Here is an 18,464-nt window from a genome sequence, read left to right on the forward strand (position 1 = left end):
CTTGACACCGGCGCGCGCCGTTGTTAGCTGTCTGGCACTCTCATAAGGCGAGTGCCAAAAGCATGCGGGAATCCCCACTCATCCAGCGCGAACTCGAAGTCCTCACGGCAATCGTGGAGGACTACATCGCCAAGGCCCAGCCCGTGGGCTCCCGCACTGTGTCCAAGGCCGGGAGCATGCGCCTCTCCCCGGCGTCCATCCGCAACACCATGGCCGACCTGACCGACAAGGGCTACCTGGAGCAGCCGCACACGTCCTCCGGGCGCGTGCCCACGGCCAAGGCCTTCCGCCTGTATCTGGACCAGGTCATGCAGCTTCGGCCCCTGCCCGTCTCCATGAAGGAGATGATGGCCTCGTCGCTTGGGCAGGCCGGGCTTGAGATCGACGACATCCTGCGCCACGCGTCGCGCGTGCTCTCCACGGCGTCGCGCCAGGTGTGCATGGTGCTGGCCCCCAGGCACTCGCTGGCCCGCTGGCGGCAGATCGATTTCGTGCTGCTGCGTCCGGGTCTGGTGATGGCCATCCTGGTGCTCCAGGGCGGGCTGGTGCAGAAGCGCGTGGTCACCGTGGCCGACGACATCGGCGCGGACGACCTGGTGCACTTCGGCAACTACCTGAACCACCATTTTCAGGACCTCACCGTCTCCGAGGTGCGCGGGCGCATCATCGCGGAGATGGCCGCCGCCAAGCGCGAGCTCTCCAATCTTACCGGGCGGGCCATGCAGCTGGCCATGGACGCCTTCTCCACCACGGACGCCCCCGAGGTGTTCGTGGAGGGCACCCTGAACATGCTCTCCCAGCCGGAATTCACCGACCTGGGCGTCATGCGCGAGGTGCTCGGCGCGCTGGAAGAGCGCACCCGCCTGCTGGAAGTGCTGGACAAGACCATGGCCGAATACCGCACCGTGGTGGTGCTTGGCGCCGAAGCCCAGGTGAGCGACCTGGCCGGATGCGGCCTGGTGTCCTCACCCTACGGAACCCAGGGCGCGCCGCTTGGCGCGGTGAGCGTCATCGGCCCCCTGCGCATGGACTACGCCGAGGTTGTCCCCCTGGTGAACTACACGGCCCAGCTCATCACGGCCATGCTGGGGCGCCACTTCTGAGCACGCCCCGGCCGTTGCGCACCGGCCCCATGACATTCCCACATTACGACGAGACTCCAAGGAGCGAACCATGACGCTTGAAAACGATACCGACAAGGCCCCCGAAGCGCCCGCCGAAGAGGCCAAGCCCCTTACTCCCGAAGAAGAGATCGCGCAGCTCAAGCGCGAGGTGGCCGCCGAGGCCGACAAGCGCCTGCGCACCCTGGCCGAGACCGACAACCTCAAGAAGCGCCTTATCCGCGAGAAAGAGGAGTTCGTGAAGTTCGCCGCCGAGGGCGTCCTGGCCGACCTGCTGCCGGTGCTGGACAACCTGGACCTGGCCCTTGCCCATGGCCGCACCGTGCCCGCCTGCAAGGACGTGGTGATGGGCGTGGACATGACCCGCAAGGTGTTCCTGGACACCCTGGCCCGCCACGGCCTGGAAGCCTGCGGCACCGTGGGCGAGGAGTTCAACCCCGAAGTGCACGAGGCCGTGGGCATGCAGCCTGCCGGACCCGGCTGCGAGGTGGCCCCCAACCACGTAATGCAGGTGATGCAGGCCGGATACCGCCTGCGCGGACGCCTGCTCCGCCCGGCCAAGGTGCTGGTCTGCCAGGGCTAAAGGCCCGTCATTGTCGATAAAAAATCGCCAGTACCCCTTTACAACCCGGAAAACCGCTTTATAGTCGGGTTCTGATGCGCCCGTCCCGACGGGCGCTTCGCACGTAGACACTCACCGGCAGCGCATGCCTCGCCGGAAGACATCATCCCCCCCAGGAGGAACGCATTCAATGGGCAAAATAATCGGTATCGACCTCGGCACTACCAACTCGTGCGTGTACGTCATGGAGGGCAAGGACCCGAAGTGCATCACCAACCCCGAAGGGGGCCGCACCACCCCGTCCATCGTCGCCTTCACCAAGGAACGGCTGGTGGGCGAGATCGCCAAGCGTCAGGCCGTGACCAACTCCGAGCGCACCATTTTCGCGGTGAAGCGCCTCATGGGCCGCTCCTTCGACACCCCCGAGGTGGCCGAATGGCTCAAGCACTGCTCCTATAAGATCGTGGCCGGCGCGGGCGGCGACGCCGCCGTTGAAGTCGACGGCAAGCGCTACTCCGCCGCCGAAATCTCGGCCATGATCCTCGGCAAGTTGAAAAGCGACGCCGAAGCCTACCTTGGCGAAACCGTCACCGAAGCGGTCATCACCGTGCCCGCCTACTTCAACGACTCCCAGCGTCAGGCCACCAAGGACGCGGGCCGCATCGCGGGCCTGGACGTCAAGCGCATCATCAACGAGCCCACCGCCGCCTCCCTGGCCTACGGGTTCGACAAGAAGGCCAACGAGAAGATCGCCGTGTTCGACCTGGGCGGCGGCACCTTCGACATCTCCATCCTGGAAGTCGGCGACAACGTCGTGGAAGTGCGCGCCACCAACGGCGACACCTTCCTTGGCGGCGAAGACTTCGACCACCGCGTCATCCAGTACCTGGTGGACGAGTTCAAGCGCGAGAACGGCATCGACCTGGCCCAGGACCGCATGGCCCTGCAGCGCCTGAAGGAAGCCGCCGAGAAGGCCAAGAAAGAGCTCTCCACCGCCATGGAGACCGAGATCAACCTGCCCTTCATCACTGCCGACGCCTCCGGGCCCAAGCACATGATGGTCAAGCTCTCGCGCGGCAAGCTCGAGAAGCTGGTGGAAGACCTGGTCGAGCGCACCGCCGGGCCGTGCAAGAAGGCCATGCAGGACGCCGGGCTCTCCGCTGGCGAGATCGACGAGGTCATCCTGGTGGGCGGCATGACCCGCATGCCCCTGGTGGCCCAGAAGGTGAAGGAGATCTTCGGCAAGGAGCCCAACCGCTCCGTGAACCCCGACGAGGTGGTGGCCATGGGCGCGGCCATCCAGGGCGGCATCCTGGCGGGCGACGTCAAGGACGTGCTGCTGCTGGACGTGACCCCGCTGTCTCTGGGCATCGAGACCCTGGGCGGCGTGTTCACCAAGCTCATCGACCGCAACACCACCATCCCCACCCGCAAGTCGCAGGTGTTCACCACGGCGGGCGACAACCAGCCCTCGGTCAGCATCCACGTCATGCAGGGCGAGCGCCCCATGGCCTCTGACAACATGACCCTGGGCCGCTTCGAGCTCACCGGCCTGCCCGCCGCCCCGCGCGGCGTGCCGCAGATCGAGGTCAGCTTCGACATCGACGCCAACGGCATCGTGAACGTGTCCGCCAAGGACACCGCCACCGGCAAGCAGCAGTCCATCCAGATCACCGCTTCCTCGGGCCTGTCCGAAGCCGAGATCCAGCGCCTGATCAAGGACGCCGAGTCCCACGCCGCCGACGACAAGAAGAAGCAGGAGACCATCGAGGCCAGAAACCACGCGGACACCCTGGTGTACACCACCGAGAAGAGCCTGCGCGACCTGGGCGACAAGGTGGACGCCGTGACCAAGGGCGAGATCGAGGCCAAGACCGAGGCCCTGAAGGAGCTCATGAAAGGTGAAGACGCCGAGGCCATCAAGAAGGCCACCGAGGAGCTCTCCCAGGTGGCGCACAAGCTGGCCGAGAAGCTCTACCAGCAGCAGGGCGCGCAGCCCGGCGGCCCCGAAGGCGGACCTGAGGCCGGACACGGCGCTCCCGGCGGCGCTGCCAAGGACGAAGACGTGGTGGACGCCGACTACACCGAAGTGAAGAAATAAGCCTCACGGCTCATTGAATACGACAAAGCCCGGCCAGGGAAATCTGGCCGGGCTTTTTTGCGCGCGTGCCTGCCGGAAGGACGGGTTGATTTGTCGAAAATCTTTACGGGACGGTGTAACCTTTACAAATTCGATTCGCGCCGATTCATCGGTTTTCTTCAGCAAGGCCCCCACGAACCACGCCAGCCAAATTATTTTTCCCTCAGACAATAAGAACAACCTACCGCAAGCGGTCCATTTCAAAAAAAATACGACGACTTTGTCGCTACTGCTAAACGCCACGTGCGACCATGTAAACAACCAACTATTGGTGCAGTTGATGCATCGCCGCCACTTAATATCCCTTTATATTCCCCGTAACATGGGAAAGTCTAGGCTGTCTATCAGGCCGAAGTATCGACGTTTGACGTGATCCTGCAAAATATGGAGGTAAATCATGTCCCTACGAAGACAACTGCTCGCCTGCCTTCTGTGTTCCATTTGTTTTATGGCTACTCCTGTGTTCAGCATTGCAGCTACCCACGCGCAGATCAACAACGCTATTTCGACTGGTTTGTCGTACCTAGCCAGCCAACAGCAGGCTGGAGGATACTGGAATTATGGAGGTTATGAGGTTTCAGCGACAGCATCAGCCGTACTCGCGATGATTGAACAGGGGAACAGCGAGTCCAGCGGCTTATATAAGAACAATGTAAAAAGTGGGTTGCAGTATATTTTCAATACTGCACAGTTCGATTCTGTAAACAAGCGAGTCTGGTGGGGGCCGGAAGATACCTACCAGACCGGCCTGGCACTTTCCACGATAGCATCCACGCAGACGCCGAACGCTATAGTGGGCAGCGGGCCGCTAGCTGGCCTGACTTATAAGCAGGTGGCCGAGAACGTAGTCAAGTATTTTGCAGAGGGACAGAACAGCCCAACAAACAACGGCGTGAGCAACATCTGGCGAGGGGGCTGGCACTATGGCTTCCGGGCTGGCGACAGTGACAACTCCACATCGCAGTGGCCTGTGGTCGGTCTCATCTTTGCGCAGACCAAGATGGGCATCCCCGTCCCCGCGAGCGTCCCCACTGAATTAAGTTACTGGACCAGCTACATCCAGGATCTCAGCGGAACACCTGCCACAAACCCGAGCCATGGCTCGTCGGGTTATCAAGCACCTCAATTCAGCTACAATGACGTTTCCAAAACCGGCGGGCTGCTGCTTGAATTCTACCTGGAAGGCAAGACCAAGAACGACCCCGTGGTCCAAGCCGCAACAGACTTCATCAACCGCAACTGGATTTCCGGCGGGACACTGGCTGGCGCGCCGTGGGACGGCAACTTCGGCCAGCCTTACGCCATGTGGTCGATATACAAGGGACTTCAGGTCATATACGGCCTTGAAGACAATACAGCTATCACCAACCTGCACGCACCCGGCGTCCTCGACCCCGGCACCACCTGGAATTGGTACCAGGATTACGCCGACTGGCTGGTGAAGAACCAAAATGCCGACGGCAGCTGGAACGGCTACTCCTATTGGACAGGCGCACTTGCCGACGGCTGGAACATCAACATGCTTCTTGCCACCCAGATCGCACCTCCCCAGCCTTCCGTTCCGGAACCTGCAACGGTGGCACTAATGGGCGTGGGCCTGGCCGGTCTGTTCGTGATTCACCGCCGCAAGCGCGACGAGAAGAAATGATGCAAGCGCCCTGAAAAAGGCGAGAGATATGAAAGCCCGGCCAGAAGGACCTGACCGGGCTTTGCATTATTGTAGCTTGAACTGCTCGCGGCAGCCCCCGTTTATCTCTCCAGCAGCGTGCCGAAATGCGCGTACTGAACGCCATTGCGGCGTCCCAGTTCGTCCAGGAGCACCTTCAGGAAACTAAGCGATACGCTCTCCATGCGCTGATGGTGCAGCATGATGCCGCACATGCCGCTGGCCAGTCCGTCGCTCAGTTCCTTCAGCATGTTGTCCAGCGAGGTGGACGGGTCCGGCTCCTTGCGGGTGTGCAGGTCCATGCGCACCGGGAAATCCGGCAGCCCTTCGGGCGCGTCCGGGCCTGCTCCCACGGTGCGCGAAATCCCCTTGAAGCCGATGGAAGGCATCGCGGCCAGGGAGTCGCCGTCGCAGCGGTTCCAGGGCGGGGTGAACACGGGGGTGAAGTCCGCGCCCAGGATGTCGCCCATGCGCTTGAAGCCTTTGGTCAGGTCCTGGCGTTTGTCGCGCGCCGGGCGGGCTTGGCCGAACTCGCGTTTCTTTGCGCCGGGAGCCTCGAAATTCATGTGCCGCCAGCCGTGCTGGCACCAGCAGAAAAGATCCGGCGCGCCTGCGGTCTTGCGAAGCGCGGCCCAACGGCTGAGCGTCAGCCACGCGGGAACCACGGCCATGCCCAGGGGGGCGTCTGCGTCCCTGAAGGCGTCGGCCATGGCGGTGAAGGCGTTGCTGGGCACGGCCACGTCGTCGGCCCGGAAAAACACGGTGGCGCGCCCGTCCGGGGCCAGGGCCAAGCCCTTGTCCACGGCCAGGGCCAGACGTTCGCGGTGATCGGAGGGCAGGTTCTGCCAGAGAGGGGAGACGTTGTTGGAGACGATCATGATTGCTCGGAGTGAAAAGTTAGCTGTTGCGCCACATGTTCGAAACGATGAGACGGGCCGATTCCCGCGCGCCGTCCAGATTCACGCCTCCCCCGGAGGCGGGCCGCCCGTTGTGCAGAAGCCCTCCCACCAGCCCGGACAGCCGGACCGGTTCGAGATCTTCCGACGACAGCACGCCCAGCGCGCCGCGCTCGCTCAGGCGAACAGCGCGCATGGACTGTTCCCTGTTCTGGGCAAATGGCCAGACCAGGGCTTTGACGCCCGAAGCGAGGACGTTCATCGTTGTGTTGTATCCGGCCAAAGACAGCGACGCATCCGCTGCAGCCAGCATATCCAGGAAATTCCCGGCGAAGCGCGACACGAAGACGTTCTCGTGCGCGCAGGAACCGGCCCGTAACCGTGAAAAGGCATGCTCGTCAAGGAAGGGGCCCGAGAAAATCTCCAGACGGGGCGGCTTTCCGGTCCACTGGAACGGATAGGCCTGCTGTGCGGCGAACAGAAGCTCGCTGCCGACCTTGCCTCCGCCAGCGCTGGCCACCACCAGTTTGTCGCCTGGGCCGAGCCCCAGATCGCGGCGCAGGCGCTCACGTGCGCCGGGTGAGGGCTGCTCGGTCACGAACCCGGTGTAGGCCACGGATACTGTCAGCTCGCCGATTCTGGGGAAGGTCTCGTCCAGCGGGAAGAGCGCCGGGTCGGAGTGCACCAGCAGGCCGTCGAACAGCGTGTTCAGGCGGCCAATGACACGGCTCTGGAACTTCTCCGGGTCGGCCTTCTCCACCAGGATGTCGCGCAGGCTGGAGAGCACCACGGGACGGCCATACGCTCCGCCCCGGATGGCCGTGAGCACGGGGAGGAGCTCGAACTCGAAGGCGCGCCTCCCGAAGGGATAGAGCTCCACCACGAACACGTCCGGGCGCTCGCGCTCGAGGATTTCGGCCAGGCGCGCGGCCCTGTCACGCTTCACGGCCTCCAGATCGTCCTCAGCCAGGATGGAGGAGAACTCCTCGTCCATGGCCAGCACGGGCAGACGCTCGTGCACGACGTGCGCGGGAAGGTCGGCGGGCACGTCCGGCCCGCCCGTGACGAACACCACCCGGTTTGGGGCCAGGGCGCGCACGATGGCCAGGGAGCGCATGTAATGGCCCAGGCCCAGCACGTGCTGGCAGTAGAAGACGATGGTCATCGGGGGATACTCCGGTGGGCGTAAGTCGTGTCGCATGCCGAAGTGTGCAATAGCATGAAAACGTCCCGCAAAACCAGAGCAAAATGGTTTTGATTACTCGGTCGCCCGGAGCGCCGGATTGGGCCAGGAGAGCGCACAGCAGGAGCGCAGGACGAACGCGCGGTCACAGGGTCTGGTTCCAGGCTTCGATCCGCAGGCAGCCGTCTCGTGCGCGCAGGACATGCAGGGCGCGCGGCGCCAGGATTTTGGGCTCGCAGGGCAGGTAGTCGCGCCCTTTGAGGGCGTAGAGCACCGCGCGCAGAACGCCCTCGTGGGTCACGACCAGCACGGACTCCCCGACGTGGCGCGCGGCTATGTCCATCAGGCAGTTCCAGGCGCGCTCCAGCACGGCCCTGCGGTCCTCGCCGCCGGGAGGGGTGAAGGCCCAGCCCAGGGCCTCCTGCGGTGCCAGGAGTCCCTGTTCGCGGAGATCGGCCACGGTGCGCCCGGTCCACTCTCCGAAGGCCTGCTCGCGAAGATCCGGCAGGGGCACGGGACCTAGCCCCAGCGGATCGCCCACAATGCGCGCTGTGTGCATGGCCCGTCCCAGCGGGCTTGAATACAGTGCGGAAAAATTGAACGGAGCAAGCGTCCCGGCCCAGGAGCGCGCCGCTTCCAACCCGTCTGGCGTCAGCGGCGAATCCTCATGCCCCTGGATGCGCCCGGCGGCGTTCCACTCGGTGCGGGCGTGCCGGATGAGCGCCAGGAGCGTCACGCGTGAGCCCCGGCCAGACGCCTCAGATGCAGGTCCACCTGCATGAAGTTGACCGCTGCGTCGTGGCGGGCGCGCACGTTCTGCATGGCCGCGCGGCCCATGGCCCTGCGCCGCTCCGGATCGTCCAGAAGGGAGACCACGGCGGCGCGGTAGGCGCTCACGTCCAGGAACGGGGTCAGGATGCCGGTTTCGCCCTGGCGCATCACTTCGGGGATGCCGCCGTTGTCGAAGGCGACGACGGGCAACCCGGCTGCCTGGGCCTCCAGGTAGACCATGCCCAGGCTCTCGCGGATGCCGGGGAAGGCGAACAGGTCGGCTGCGGAGTACACCTCGAAGAGCTTCTCGCGCGGCACCTGCCCCAGGAAGCGGCAGCGCCCGGGCAGGTCCTCCCGCGCGAGTTTTTCCAGTTCCTGGCGGGTTTCGCCGTCGCCAGCCAGCACCAGCTCGAAATCGCGCCGCAACCCGGACAGGCTGGCCAGCAGGAAGCGCAGCCCCTGGGTCTTCACGTCGTCGCGGAACATGGCCACGGACAGCACCACGGGGCGATCCCCCACGCCCCACTCGGCCCGCAGGCGCGCCCTGGCCTGCGCGTTAAAAGCGAACGCGTCGGGATCAATGCCCGGAGGCACGTAGCACAGGCGGTCATCAGGCAGCAGACGGCGCAGGTTCTCCATGTCTTCCAGCCGGTTGGAGAAGACCATGTCGGCGGCCAGCAGGCTTCGCCGGTTCAGCTCGAACCCCAGGCGGGTGGCCAGACTCTTGCGCCTCTTGGTGGAATAGATGCCCTGGAAGATGGCGTAGGGCACGCCCAGGGTCCTGGCGGCGTAGGGGCCGATGACGTCCGGGGACTTGTAGTAGGCGTGATGGGTGAGCCACACATCCGGGCGAACCCGCCAGCCGTGGGCGGCCCGGAAGGCCTCGAACGCAGCCACCGGCCACATGTACGGGCGAGAGGCCAGATTGCGGGCGCGAAACCGGCTGGGGATGGTTATCTCATGCCCCTGACCGCGCAGAAAGCGCGTCAGCCCGAGCGCGGTGGTCAGGTCGCCGCTGGGACGCGGGTGATCCAGGGGCTTGAACGGGGCGTAAAACGCTATTTTCATGACGCTCCCGGCAGATGCTTTCGGAAAATTCCGGCCAGCTCCCGCACCAGTATGCGGTTGTCGAAGCCCTCCAGCACGCGCTGGCGGGCTGCGGGCAGCACGCGCGAACGCAGCTCCCCGTCCGTGAGCAGCCGACGGGCCGCGTCAGCCAGGGCGGCGTGGTCGCCGGGCTCCACCAGCAGGCCGTGCTCCCCGCTCACGATGAGCTCCGGGATGGCCGACACCGCCGTGGACGCCACGGGGACGCCCATGGCCATGGCCTCCACCAGCACGTTGGGGATGCCGTCGCGGTCGCCGTTGGGACTCACCTCGCAACCGAGCAGAAAGAGGTCCGCCCTGTGCAGCCGCGCAAGCACCGCCTCGTGGGGCCGGGTTCCCAGCCACTCGATGCGCTCGGCGATGCCCAGGTCGCGGGCCAGGGCCTCAAGGCTTGCGCGCTCCTCGCCCGAACCGATGAGTATGTGCCTGAACTCCACGCCCTGAGCGGCCAGGGCGGCCAGGGCGCGAAACACCGTGGGCAGGCCCTTCTTGGGGGTCAGGCGGGCCACGGTGAGGATCTCGTATGGGGGCTGCGCCTTCAGCCGAAGCTCCCCCGGCTCGAACAGGGTCAGGTCGATGCCGTGGTACACCCGGTGGATAGGAGTCCCGCTGTCATTCAGGGCGTCCAGGTAGGTCTTGTTGTAGCCGGTGCAGGTGGCCACGAAGCGGGCCTTGCGGATCTTCCCGGCGAGGCTCGCCTTCTCCTGGGTGTAGATGTCCTTGGCGTGGGCCGTGAAGCTGAAGGGCAGCCCGGTGAGCGCCGAGGTGAACACCGCCACGGAGGTCGGCGAGTGAGCGAAGTGGGCGTGCAGGTGCGTGACTCCGGAACCGGGCAGCACCCTGGCCGCCAGATATCCGGCCTGGAGCAGGTGCTTGGCCGTGGCGGCCTTTCGCGTGCGGGCCAGTCTCTTGAGCATCAGGCCCAGGCCCTTCAAGTAGCGTCCGGGCTGCGCGGCAAGGCAGGCAAGGTTGGCAGAGACAAAGCGCCACACGTTGCCCGCGATGGTTTCGGGCATGTAGTCCACGCGGGCTTTTATGCGCTTGACCGACTCGTGGCTGAAGTTTTCGCGGGGGTGGCGCATGGAGAGGATGTGCACCGTGAGGCCGTTCTGCTCCAGGAGGGCTATCTCGTTGGAGATGAAGGTCTCGGAGATGCGGGGGTAGCCTTTGAGGATCATTCCGATAACAGGGCCCGAGACAGGTCCCGATGCGCCCCTGGTCACTGCGGCGAAGGACGTATTGCTCACGAATCCTGCCCCCTGAACTCCTCAAGGCGCGCGGAGATGACCTCCAGGCCGGTGAAGCGGAAGTCCGAAATGCCGTGGCAGCAGCCGCGCGGATTGTCGATGAGCGCGGTCACCTTCTCGCCCAGGGTCTCCGGGGAGAGCTCCGACCAGGGCAAAAACTCGATCAGCCCGTGGCTTTTGAACACTTCGGCCCGGATGCGCTGCTCCAGGCGCGGCTCCTCGCGCGGGACCACCAGCGACGGCTTGCACAGTGAAAGAATCTCGCAGGTGGTGTTGTAGCCGCCCATGGACACCACCACGTCTGCCAGGCCCATGAGGGCCTCCATGCGCCTGTGGAAGTGGTGGAAGCGCGCCTTCACCTTGTGGGCGCGGCGGTGGACCTCTTCCCGCATGGGCTTGGGCATGAACGGCCCCGACACCAGGATGGAGCGGAACGGCGGCTCTTCCATATTTTCGAGCATGGTCAGGTAGGCGTCCATCAGGGGGTAGCCGTCTCCGCCGCCGCCCGTGGTCACCAGCACCAGCCGCTCCTTCTTGGTGATGCTCTCCTCCTCGCGCATCTCGGCCATCTTGGCGCGCCGGGGCTGGGCGCGGGGGATGTAGCCGGTGAAGACCATCTTTTCGCTCACGGAGGGGGGAATGTCGTATTCGGCGATGGAGTCGTAGTAGTCGCGGTTTCCGTAGACCCAGATTTCCGAATAGTATTTGTCCAGCACGTCGTAGATGCCCTTCTCGCGCCATTCGCGCCGGGTGGACTCGCTGTCGTCCATGATGTCGCGAAGCCCCAGGATGGTGCGGCAGTGCGGCATGCGGCGCTTGAGCCACTTGAGCGTGGGCAGAACCTCGCGCTTGAGGCCCAGCGGGGCCTTGTCCACGATGAACAGGTGCGGCTGGAAGGCCTTGGCCGTGGCCACAATGATGTTTCGCCGGATGTTCAGGGCGTGGCGCGCCGAGAGCCTGATGGACAGGGGGAGGTATTCCTCGTTGGTCTTTTTTATCATGCCGGGGATGCGCACGAAGTCCACGCCTTCGGGGAAATCGAAACGCCCCACCAGGGGCGAGCCCGTCAGCAGCAGCACGTTCACGCCGTGGCCCCGAAGGTGGCTGGCTATGGCCATGGTTCTTCGGATATGGCCCAGGCCGTAGGTATCATGCGAATACATGAGAATATTGTAGGTGGACGCAGTGACCATGGCCCGAGACCTACCTCATTTTCGCACAGGTGGAAATCCCCTGCTTGCCATGGGGCTTAGGCTCGGGTACGTGTCAGGGAGCACGGACAAAGAGGCGTCGTCAGACCAGGAGGGGTATGGGCACGGTCTACATCGAAGACCTGCGGCCCGGCATGGTGTTGTCCGCCGATGTACGCAGCCGACAGGGCAGGCTTCTCTTCTCGGAGGGCCTTGCCCTTGATGAACTCTCCATCCAGACGTTGAAGTTCTGGGGGGTGACGGAGACCCTTGTGCTCGGGCACGACCAGGAGTCGCTCGACCGCGAGCGCATCAAGGCCCTGGACCCCGCCGTTGCCCGCCAGGCATGGGAGGAAGCCAACCTCCGCATGAAGCTTTGCGACCCCACCCACCCCACCGTACGGGAGCTCAAGCGGGTCAGCTTCATCAACCTCATCCAGAACGGCCTGCCCGCGCCGCGCCGCCACACCCCGGAAGAGCCCGCGCACGAACCGCGCAAGCGCCCCGACCTGTCTCGCCTGGCCAGCTCCACCATCAAGCTCGCCGCCCTGCCGGGCATCGTTACCCAGGCCCTCGAGGCCCTGTCCAATCCCAACGTCTCCTACAGTTACGTGGCCGAAATTATCGGCAAGGACACGGCCCTCTCGGCCAAGCTCCTCAAGCTGGTGAATTCCGCCCTCTACGCCTTCCCCGAGTCCGTGGACACCATCTCCAGGGCCGTCACCGTGGTGGGGGCCAACCGGCTGACCAGCCTGGCCCTTGGCGTGTCGCTCATCAATATTTTCGACTCCATCCCCCGCGAAGTGCTGGACATGCGTTCCTTCTGGAAGCATAGCCTGGCCTGCGGCGTGCTGGCGCGGCTGCTGGCCGTCACGGCGGGGCATCCCAACGTGGAGCGCTGCTTCGTGGCGGGCCTTCTGCACGACCTGGGGCGGCTGGTGATGCTCAAAAACCACACCGCCCACGTGGCTCAGGCCGTGGCGCTGTCCCGGCGCGAGGAGATCCCCCTGCATCAGGCCGAGCGCGAGCTCTGGGGCTTCGACCACGCCGAACTTGCCGGCAAGCTCCTCACCGTATGGAAATTCCCCGCATCCCTGGAGCGGGCCGTTGCCGAGCACCACGCCCCTGGCGACCGCGCCATCCACCAGGACGCCGCCCTGGTGCACGTGGCCGACATCATGGCCCACGCCATGGCCCTTGGCCAGAGCGGCTCCGCCCTGGCGCCGCCCCTGTCCGGCGCGGCCTGGGACAGCCTGAACATTCCCCGAAGCGCCCTGGGCGCGGCAGCGGCGCAGGGTGAACGCCAGATCGACGACATCGGACACATCCTGCTCGCGGGCAACGGCAACGGCAATGGCAATGATAAAGAAAACGACAAAGCCGTCTAAGCCGTCGCCTCCCATGGGACGTCTGGCCATCCTGGAGGAGGCCCACCGCCAGACGCTGGACGCGCTGGAGCTGGCCGCCACCATGGGCATTCCCCAGGGAGTGAAGCCGCTTGGCACCGTGGTCCAGATCCTGGAGGAGACCGCCGGACGGCTGCGCAAGCTCCTCAAGTTCAAGGCGCTGGCCTTCTTCCTGGTGCGCGAGCCCGGCGGCGAGCTGTACCTTGCCCGCTGCCATCCGCCCGGCAAGGCCCGCGACATGCAGGAGGAGATGCGCATCCTGACCGAGAGCGGCTCCGCCGCCTGGGCCCTGGAACGCAAACGCCCGGTGTTCACCTCCTCCGGCGTGTCCGACGGCCAGCTCCTGCTGCACTCCCTGACGACGGCCTCGCGCATCCGGGGCATGTTCCTGGGCCGTCTCGGCCAGGACATCAAAACGATTTCCGACGCGTCCCTGAGCCTTCTGACCATCGTGCTGCGCGGCGGGGCCTCCCTGCTGGAGGGCCTGGAGCTCTACGGGCTTTTGCGCCAGGCCAACTCCGAGCTGAAAGCCAAGGTGCGCGACCTCGAGGACTCCCAGCGTTCGCTCAAGCGCGAGATCGAGCACCGCCGCAAGGTCGAGGAGCAGCTCAAGCACATGGCCCTGCACGACCCGCTCACGGGGCTGCCCAACCGCACCCTCATGCGCGACCGCATCCAGCAGGCCATCCGCCGCTCCCAGCGCCACAACTCCGCCGCCTACGCCGTGGCCTACATGGACTTAGACAAGTTCAAGCTGGTCAACGACACCATGGGCCACGCAGTGGGCGACAAGCTGCTCATCCAGGTGGGCGAGCGCATCGTGGCCTCAGTCAGGCAGCTGGACACCGTGGCCCGTTTCGGCGGCGACGAATTCGTGATCTTCCTGGAGGAGCTCACCTTCCCCGGCGAGGCGGTGCGCGTCATGAAGCGGGTGCGCCAGGCCCTGGCGGAACCCTTCGAGATCGACGGCAACACCATCCGCATCACCGGCAGCTTCGGCCTGGTGTTCGGCCCAGTGCGCCTCCTCAACCCCGACAGCCTGATAAAGAACGCCGACACGGCCATGCACATGGCCAAGGAGGCGGGACGAAACCGCATCAAGGTCTTCACCATGAAGATGCGCGGGCTGGCCAAGATGACCGCAGGGCTGGCCACGGAGCTTCGCCGCGCCGTGAATGCCGGTCGTACGGACGTGCTGTTCTCGCCCACGCTGTCCACCACGGACCTGCGGCTCTGCGGGTTCGAGGCCGTGCCCTGCTGGCAGACCAAGGACAAGCGTGTGTTGCGCGGCGAGGAGCTCATGGATGTGGCCGAAAAGGCTGGCGTCGCCTGGGAGCTCTGGCGGCGGACCATCGAGAAGGCCCTGGTGCTTCTGCACGGCTGGCGGACGGAGAACGAAGCGTTCACGCGCCTTCTGGTGACGCTGCGGCTGGGACGCACCCAACTGCCGGAGACAGGCCTGGCGGACGCCGTGTGCGCCGCCCTGAAGACGGCCGAGCTGCCCGGCTCGGCCCTGCACCTGGAGATTCCCGAGGACACCCTGGCCGTGGGCGGGGAATCGCTCATAGAGCAGATCGCGGACCTCAAGGACTGCGGCGTCCGGCTGTGCGTGGGGGATTTCGGGGAACGGTTCTTCAGCTTCCAGGGCGGGCGGGGTTCAATTCTGGACAGCCTGTCCATGCAATCGCCAAAGTCGACGCGCCGGGGCGGGGATGCCCTGCAACCGGCGCTGGATTCGCTCAAGTTCCTGGCCAAGGCCCTGGACCTGCCCGCCGTCGAGGGCGGGGAACGCTCGGACAACGCCGAACTGCTCTCGACGCTTACCTGCCTGGGGCTTCAGCGCGACAGCCTGTCGCGCCCCGTTTCCGCCGAAGAGGTGGTGCAGCTGGTCATGCAGACGCAGCAGTGCTCCACCGGGTCGCCCGACGAGACAAAGCCTTCCGGCCCCGCTCAGACCACGGACTGATTCACGCTAGGCAGGGGGAACGTCCATCCCCAACTGACGATATTCATTCAACTTGTTGCGCAGGGTGCGCACCGAGATTCCCAGCAGTTGCGCGGCCTGGGTGCGGTTGCCCGAGGTCTGGTCCAGGCTGAGAAGTATCATCTGGCGCTCCAGCACCTCCAGGGGCACCACGCCCTGGGGCATCACGGCCAGTGCGTCGCCCGCCTCGGCTTCCAGCGGCGCCTCGCTCACAGAAGTGATCAGCTCCATGGACACGCTCGGCTCTTCCGCCATGGGGAACTCCTCCCCCTCCAGCAGAAAGTGCGACTTCATGATGGGGCCTGGGCCGGCCAGCAGCACGGCGCGCTCCATCAGGTTCTGCAACTCGCGCACGTTGCCGGGCCAGTCGTAGGACAAGAGCCAGTCGCGCGCCTCCACCGAGAAGGCCAGGTTGCCAAGCCCGTAGGCCTTGCGGAATTTCTCCACGAAAAAGGACGCCAGGGACAAGATGTCGTTGCCGCGCTCGCGAAGCGCCGGAAGCTTCAGCGGGATCACGTTCAGGCGGTAGTAGAGGTCCTGGCGGAACTTGGCCTCCTCCACGTACTGCTCCAGGCGGCGGTTGGTGGTGGCCAGCACGCGCACGTCCACCTTCACGGTCTCGGTGCCGCCCACGCGGTCGAACTCGCCCTCCTGCAACACGCGCAGGAGCTTGGCCTGGAGCCCCAGGTCCATCTCGGAAATTTCGTCCAGCAGGATGGTGCCGCCGCTGGCCAGCTCGAACTTGCCGAGCTTTCGGGCTATGGCCCCGGTGAAGGCCCCGCGCTCATGGCCGAAGAGTTCGCTCTCCAGCAGGTGTTCGGGCAGGGCGGCGCAGTTGAGCGCCACGAAGGGCTTGGCCGCCCGGTCGGAGTGGGCGTGCAGGAAGCGGGCGAACATCTCCTTGCCGGTGCCGGACTCGCCGGAGATGAGCACAGTTGCCTTGGACTTGGCCACCTGCCGGGCCAGTGTCAGCACGCGAAGCACCGCAGGGTGGCCGCCGATGATGGCGAAGCGCTCGCCGGTCACGCCCGGAGACGCGCCGCCGTGCACGACAGTTCCGGCACGCTGGGGCGTTGCGGCGGGTTTGGACGCGGGAACGACCTGACCCTGCTGTCCCTGCTGCACTTGGGCGGCCAGGGCCTGGGAGGCCAGGATCGCGTCTGCGGGAGTGGCGTCGTGGCTGCTCGCGTCCGGCTGGGCCTGGGGGCCTGACTGCGTGTCGCTCTCATCGCCAGAGTCGTCCGAAGGCAGCACGGCCTGGACCTTCTCCCACACCAGCGGCTCCAGCCAGTAGTCGCGCGCGCCCTGCTCCAGGAAGGCCTGGGCCTCCTGGGCGGAGCCGCGCTCGGTGAACACCACGATGGGGGGGAAGTCGCCGGACTCGCGGGCTGCGGCCAGCAGGTTCACGGCCTGATAGGTGCCGCCGATCTTGGCTTGGGTGAAGATCATGCACGGCCTGGACTTCTTGAGGTAGGCGAGCGCCCCGGCCAGGCTGTCCGCAATGCCGGCTTCCACGCCCGCTTCCCTGAACTTGGGAAACAGGGCGGTGATGGTGTGGGCTTGGGCCACGAAGAGGATCGACTTTTGCGGCATGAAATGCCTCTTATCCGCAAGTCAAAAGCATTTCAACGGTAGCAGGCCCTTTTTGCATGGCTTTTTCGCTGGTTAGCAAAATGCGTCCGCAGCTCGTCCCGGCGGCTCCCCAGGCGATATCTTTCTTTCCCTATTTTTACAATTTTCGTAGAATGGACCCAGAACGAAACAAGAGGCGACCCGTGACAAGCATCGAAACGAAATACGGCACGTTAGGCCCCGTGGAGCATGTGGAATACGAGGCCAACGGCCAGGCGTCCTTCTGCATTCCCGTCGGCCCTATCCATTTGGACACCCCGCTGGGCAGGCTCACCACTCAGCACACCACCGACGACATGCGCCGCCCCAAGGTGGAACCCCTGCTTTTCCACCCCAACGGCGCGCTGAAATCCATCGCCCTGGAGACGCGCACCACCGTGGACACCCCGCTCGGCCCCATGGCGGCGGAGCTCCTCAGCTTCTATCCCTGCGGCAGCCTGCGCCGGGTCTTTCCGCTCAACGGCAAGCTCTCCGGCTACTGGAGCGAGAAAGAAGAGGCCACCCTGACCGCCCCCATGACCATCGCCACCCCGGCGGGGACCATCACGGCGCTCCTGGTAGGCGTGCAGTTCTACCCAGGCGGGCAGTTGCGCAGCGTGACCCTCTGGCCGGACGAGTCCGTGGAGATCGACACCCCCATCGGACGCCAGACCGCGCGCATCGGCATGGCCTTCCACAAAAGCGGCGCGCTCCGCTCCTTCGAGCCGCAGCGCATGCTCGCCGTGCCCACGGCGCTGGGCGAGATGATGGCCTACGACCCCGACGCCCTTGGCATCCACGGCGACCTGGGCTCGCTCTCCTTCCACGAGGACGGCTCAACCGCAGGTCTCGCCACCCCCCTGAACACCCTGGAAGTGACCCTGCCGGACGGCTCCGACAGGAAATTCACCCCGGAAAAGGTGCCCAACCTGTGCGACGAGCGGGTGATGAACACCAAACCCTTGTGGATCGGCTTTTATCCGGGCAAGATATCCGTGGGCGACGAATTCCCGGAGTTCTTCCCGCTGGCCGGACATCAGTTCAAGGTGGGCAGGATGCTCCAGGACATCCTCGGCCCCATCGGCTACGCCTGCGGCTCATCAATCTGAAGCCGCCCGCTCGCCCCAAGCGCGAGCCCCCAACCCGAAAACCTCTCAAGGACGGTACGCATGAGCTCTCCCGAATTCTTCGAAAACGTCAAAGCCAAGGCCGTGGCCAACGTCTTTTTCCAGGGCAACGTGGTGAGCCACTCCATCTGGGACGCTTCCGGCGTGCGCCGCTCCCTGGGCGTGTGCCAGCCCGGCACCTACACCTTCACCACCGGCGACCCCGAGATCATGGAGATCACCGCCGGGAACGTGCGGGCCAAGGTGGACGGCGAGGACGAATGGGGCGTGTACGGTCCCGGCCAGGCCTTCCACGTTCCGGCCAACACCTCCTTCGAGATGGTGGTGGAAGACGGCGTGGCCCAGTACATCTGCACCTTCGGCTAACCAGCCCATTGCCTGCGAGCCCATAAATGGCGGAGGCCGTCCTCCGCCTTTCTCCGTCCTTCTCCGCTCGAATCCTTGATTTTTTCT

At 65.2% G+C, this 18,464-nt stretch carries 15 protein-coding genes; 8 read left to right on the forward strand and 7 right to left on the reverse strand.

Features of this window, described 5'->3' with window-relative positions; genetic code table 11:
• Positions 1 to 62 precede the first annotated feature (62 nt).
• The 4 genes from hrcA (at position 63) to G453_RS25600 (ending at position 5,471) form a co-directional block, all read left to right on the forward strand.
• Positions 63 to 1,103, forward strand: coding sequence for a heat-inducible transcriptional repressor HrcA (gene hrcA, locus G453_RS0120510; protein ID WP_027192542.1), 1,041 nt, complete (start codon positions 63 to 65; stop codon positions 1,101 to 1,103).
• 70 nt (positions 1,104 to 1,173) lie between these two features.
• Positions 1,174 to 1,704: a nucleotide exchange factor GrpE gene (locus G453_RS0120515; RefSeq protein ID WP_027192543.1), complete on the forward strand. Its 531-nt coding sequence runs from the start codon at positions 1,174 to 1,176 to the stop codon at positions 1,702 to 1,704.
• Between the two features lie 169 nt (positions 1,705 to 1,873).
• Positions 1,874 to 3,784 carry a molecular chaperone DnaK gene (dnaK, locus tag G453_RS0120520; RefSeq protein WP_027192544.1) on the forward strand — a complete coding sequence of 637 codons (1,911 nt, stop codon included), beginning with the start codon at positions 1,874 to 1,876 and terminating at the stop codon, positions 3,782 to 3,784.
• Between the two features lie 436 nt (positions 3,785 to 4,220).
• Positions 4,221 to 5,471: a PEP-CTERM sorting domain-containing protein gene (locus G453_RS25600; protein ID WP_084502632.1), complete on the forward strand. Its 1,251-nt coding sequence runs from the start codon at positions 4,221 to 4,223 to the stop codon at positions 5,469 to 5,471.
• A 101-nt stretch (positions 5,472 to 5,572) separates the two neighbouring features.
• On the opposite strand, the gene G453_RS0120530 is transcribed toward G453_RS25600, so the two are convergent.
• The 6 genes from G453_RS0120530 to G453_RS0120555 all read right to left on the reverse strand — a co-directional run bounded on the left by G453_RS0120530 (position 5,573) and on the right by G453_RS0120555 (position 11,886).
• Positions 5,573 to 6,367: a polysaccharide deacetylase family protein gene (locus tag G453_RS0120530; RefSeq protein WP_027192545.1), complete on the reverse strand. Its 795-nt coding sequence runs from the start codon at positions 6,365 to 6,367 to the stop codon at positions 5,573 to 5,575.
• A 19-nt stretch (positions 6,368 to 6,386) separates the two neighbouring features.
• On the reverse strand, positions 6,387 to 7,550 hold the full coding sequence (locus G453_RS0120535; protein WP_027192546.1) for a glycosyltransferase family protein: 1,164 nt from the start codon (positions 7,548 to 7,550) through the stop codon (positions 6,387 to 6,389).
• Between the two features lie 163 nt (positions 7,551 to 7,713).
• Positions 7,714 to 8,304 (reverse strand): histidine phosphatase family protein, encoded by a 591-nt coding sequence (locus G453_RS0120540; RefSeq protein WP_027192547.1) that lies wholly within the window; start codon positions 8,302 to 8,304, stop codon positions 7,714 to 7,716.
• Positions 8,301 to 9,407 (reverse strand): glycosyltransferase family 4 protein, encoded by a 1,107-nt coding sequence (locus G453_RS0120545; RefSeq protein WP_027192548.1) that lies wholly within the window; start codon positions 9,405 to 9,407, stop codon positions 8,301 to 8,303. The genes G453_RS0120540 and G453_RS0120545 overlap by 4 nt, the downstream gene beginning before the upstream one ends.
• Positions 9,404 to 10,624, reverse strand: a complete 1,221-nt coding sequence (locus tag G453_RS0120550; RefSeq protein WP_043646989.1) for a glycosyltransferase — start codon at positions 10,622 to 10,624, stop codon at positions 9,404 to 9,406. The genes G453_RS0120545 and G453_RS0120550 overlap by 4 nt, the downstream gene beginning before the upstream one ends.
• 65 nt (positions 10,625 to 10,689) lie before the next feature.
• The gene (locus G453_RS0120555) at positions 10,690 to 11,886 is read right to left on the reverse strand and encodes a glycosyltransferase family protein (protein ID WP_027192550.1); all 1,197 of its coding nucleotides are present in this window, start codon (positions 11,884 to 11,886) and stop codon (positions 10,690 to 10,692) included.
• Between the two features lie 116 nt (positions 11,887 to 12,002).
• On the opposite strand from G453_RS0120555, the gene G453_RS25605 reads away from it, so the two are divergent.
• Both G453_RS25605 and G453_RS0120565 read left to right on the forward strand, forming a co-directional pair.
• The gene (locus tag G453_RS25605) at positions 12,003 to 13,271 is read left to right on the forward strand and encodes an HDOD domain-containing protein (protein WP_051272695.1); all 1,269 of its coding nucleotides are present in this window, start codon (positions 12,003 to 12,005) and stop codon (positions 13,269 to 13,271) included.
• Between the two features lie 13 nt (positions 13,272 to 13,284).
• On the forward strand, positions 13,285 to 15,255 hold the full coding sequence (locus G453_RS0120565) for a putative bifunctional diguanylate cyclase/phosphodiesterase (RefSeq protein ID WP_027192551.1): 1,971 nt from the start codon (positions 13,285 to 13,287) through the stop codon (positions 15,253 to 15,255).
• 6 nt (positions 15,256 to 15,261) lie between these two features.
• Here G453_RS0120565 and G453_RS0120570 read toward each other — a convergent pair whose 3' ends face one another.
• Positions 15,262 to 16,866: a sigma-54 dependent transcriptional regulator gene (locus G453_RS0120570; protein ID WP_027192552.1), complete on the reverse strand. Its 1,605-nt coding sequence runs from the start codon at positions 16,864 to 16,866 to the stop codon at positions 15,262 to 15,264.
• 182 nt (positions 16,867 to 17,048) lie between these two features.
• On the opposite strand from G453_RS0120570, the gene G453_RS0120575 reads away from it, so the two are divergent.
• Positions 17,049 to 17,993 (forward strand): hypothetical protein, encoded by a 945-nt coding sequence (locus G453_RS0120575; protein ID WP_027192553.1) that lies wholly within the window; start codon positions 17,049 to 17,051, stop codon positions 17,991 to 17,993.
• Positions 17,994 to 18,053: 60 nt separating this feature from the next.
• Positions 18,054 to 18,377 (forward strand): pyrimidine/purine nucleoside phosphorylase, encoded by a 324-nt coding sequence (gene ppnP, locus G453_RS0120580; RefSeq protein ID WP_027192554.1) that lies wholly within the window; start codon positions 18,054 to 18,056, stop codon positions 18,375 to 18,377.
• Positions 18,378 to 18,464 lie beyond the last annotated feature (87 nt).

This window comes from Fundidesulfovibrio putealis DSM 16056 (assembly GCF_000429325.1).
Lineage (GTDB): Bacteria > Desulfobacterota > Desulfovibrionia > Desulfovibrionales > Desulfovibrionaceae > Fundidesulfovibrio > Fundidesulfovibrio putealis.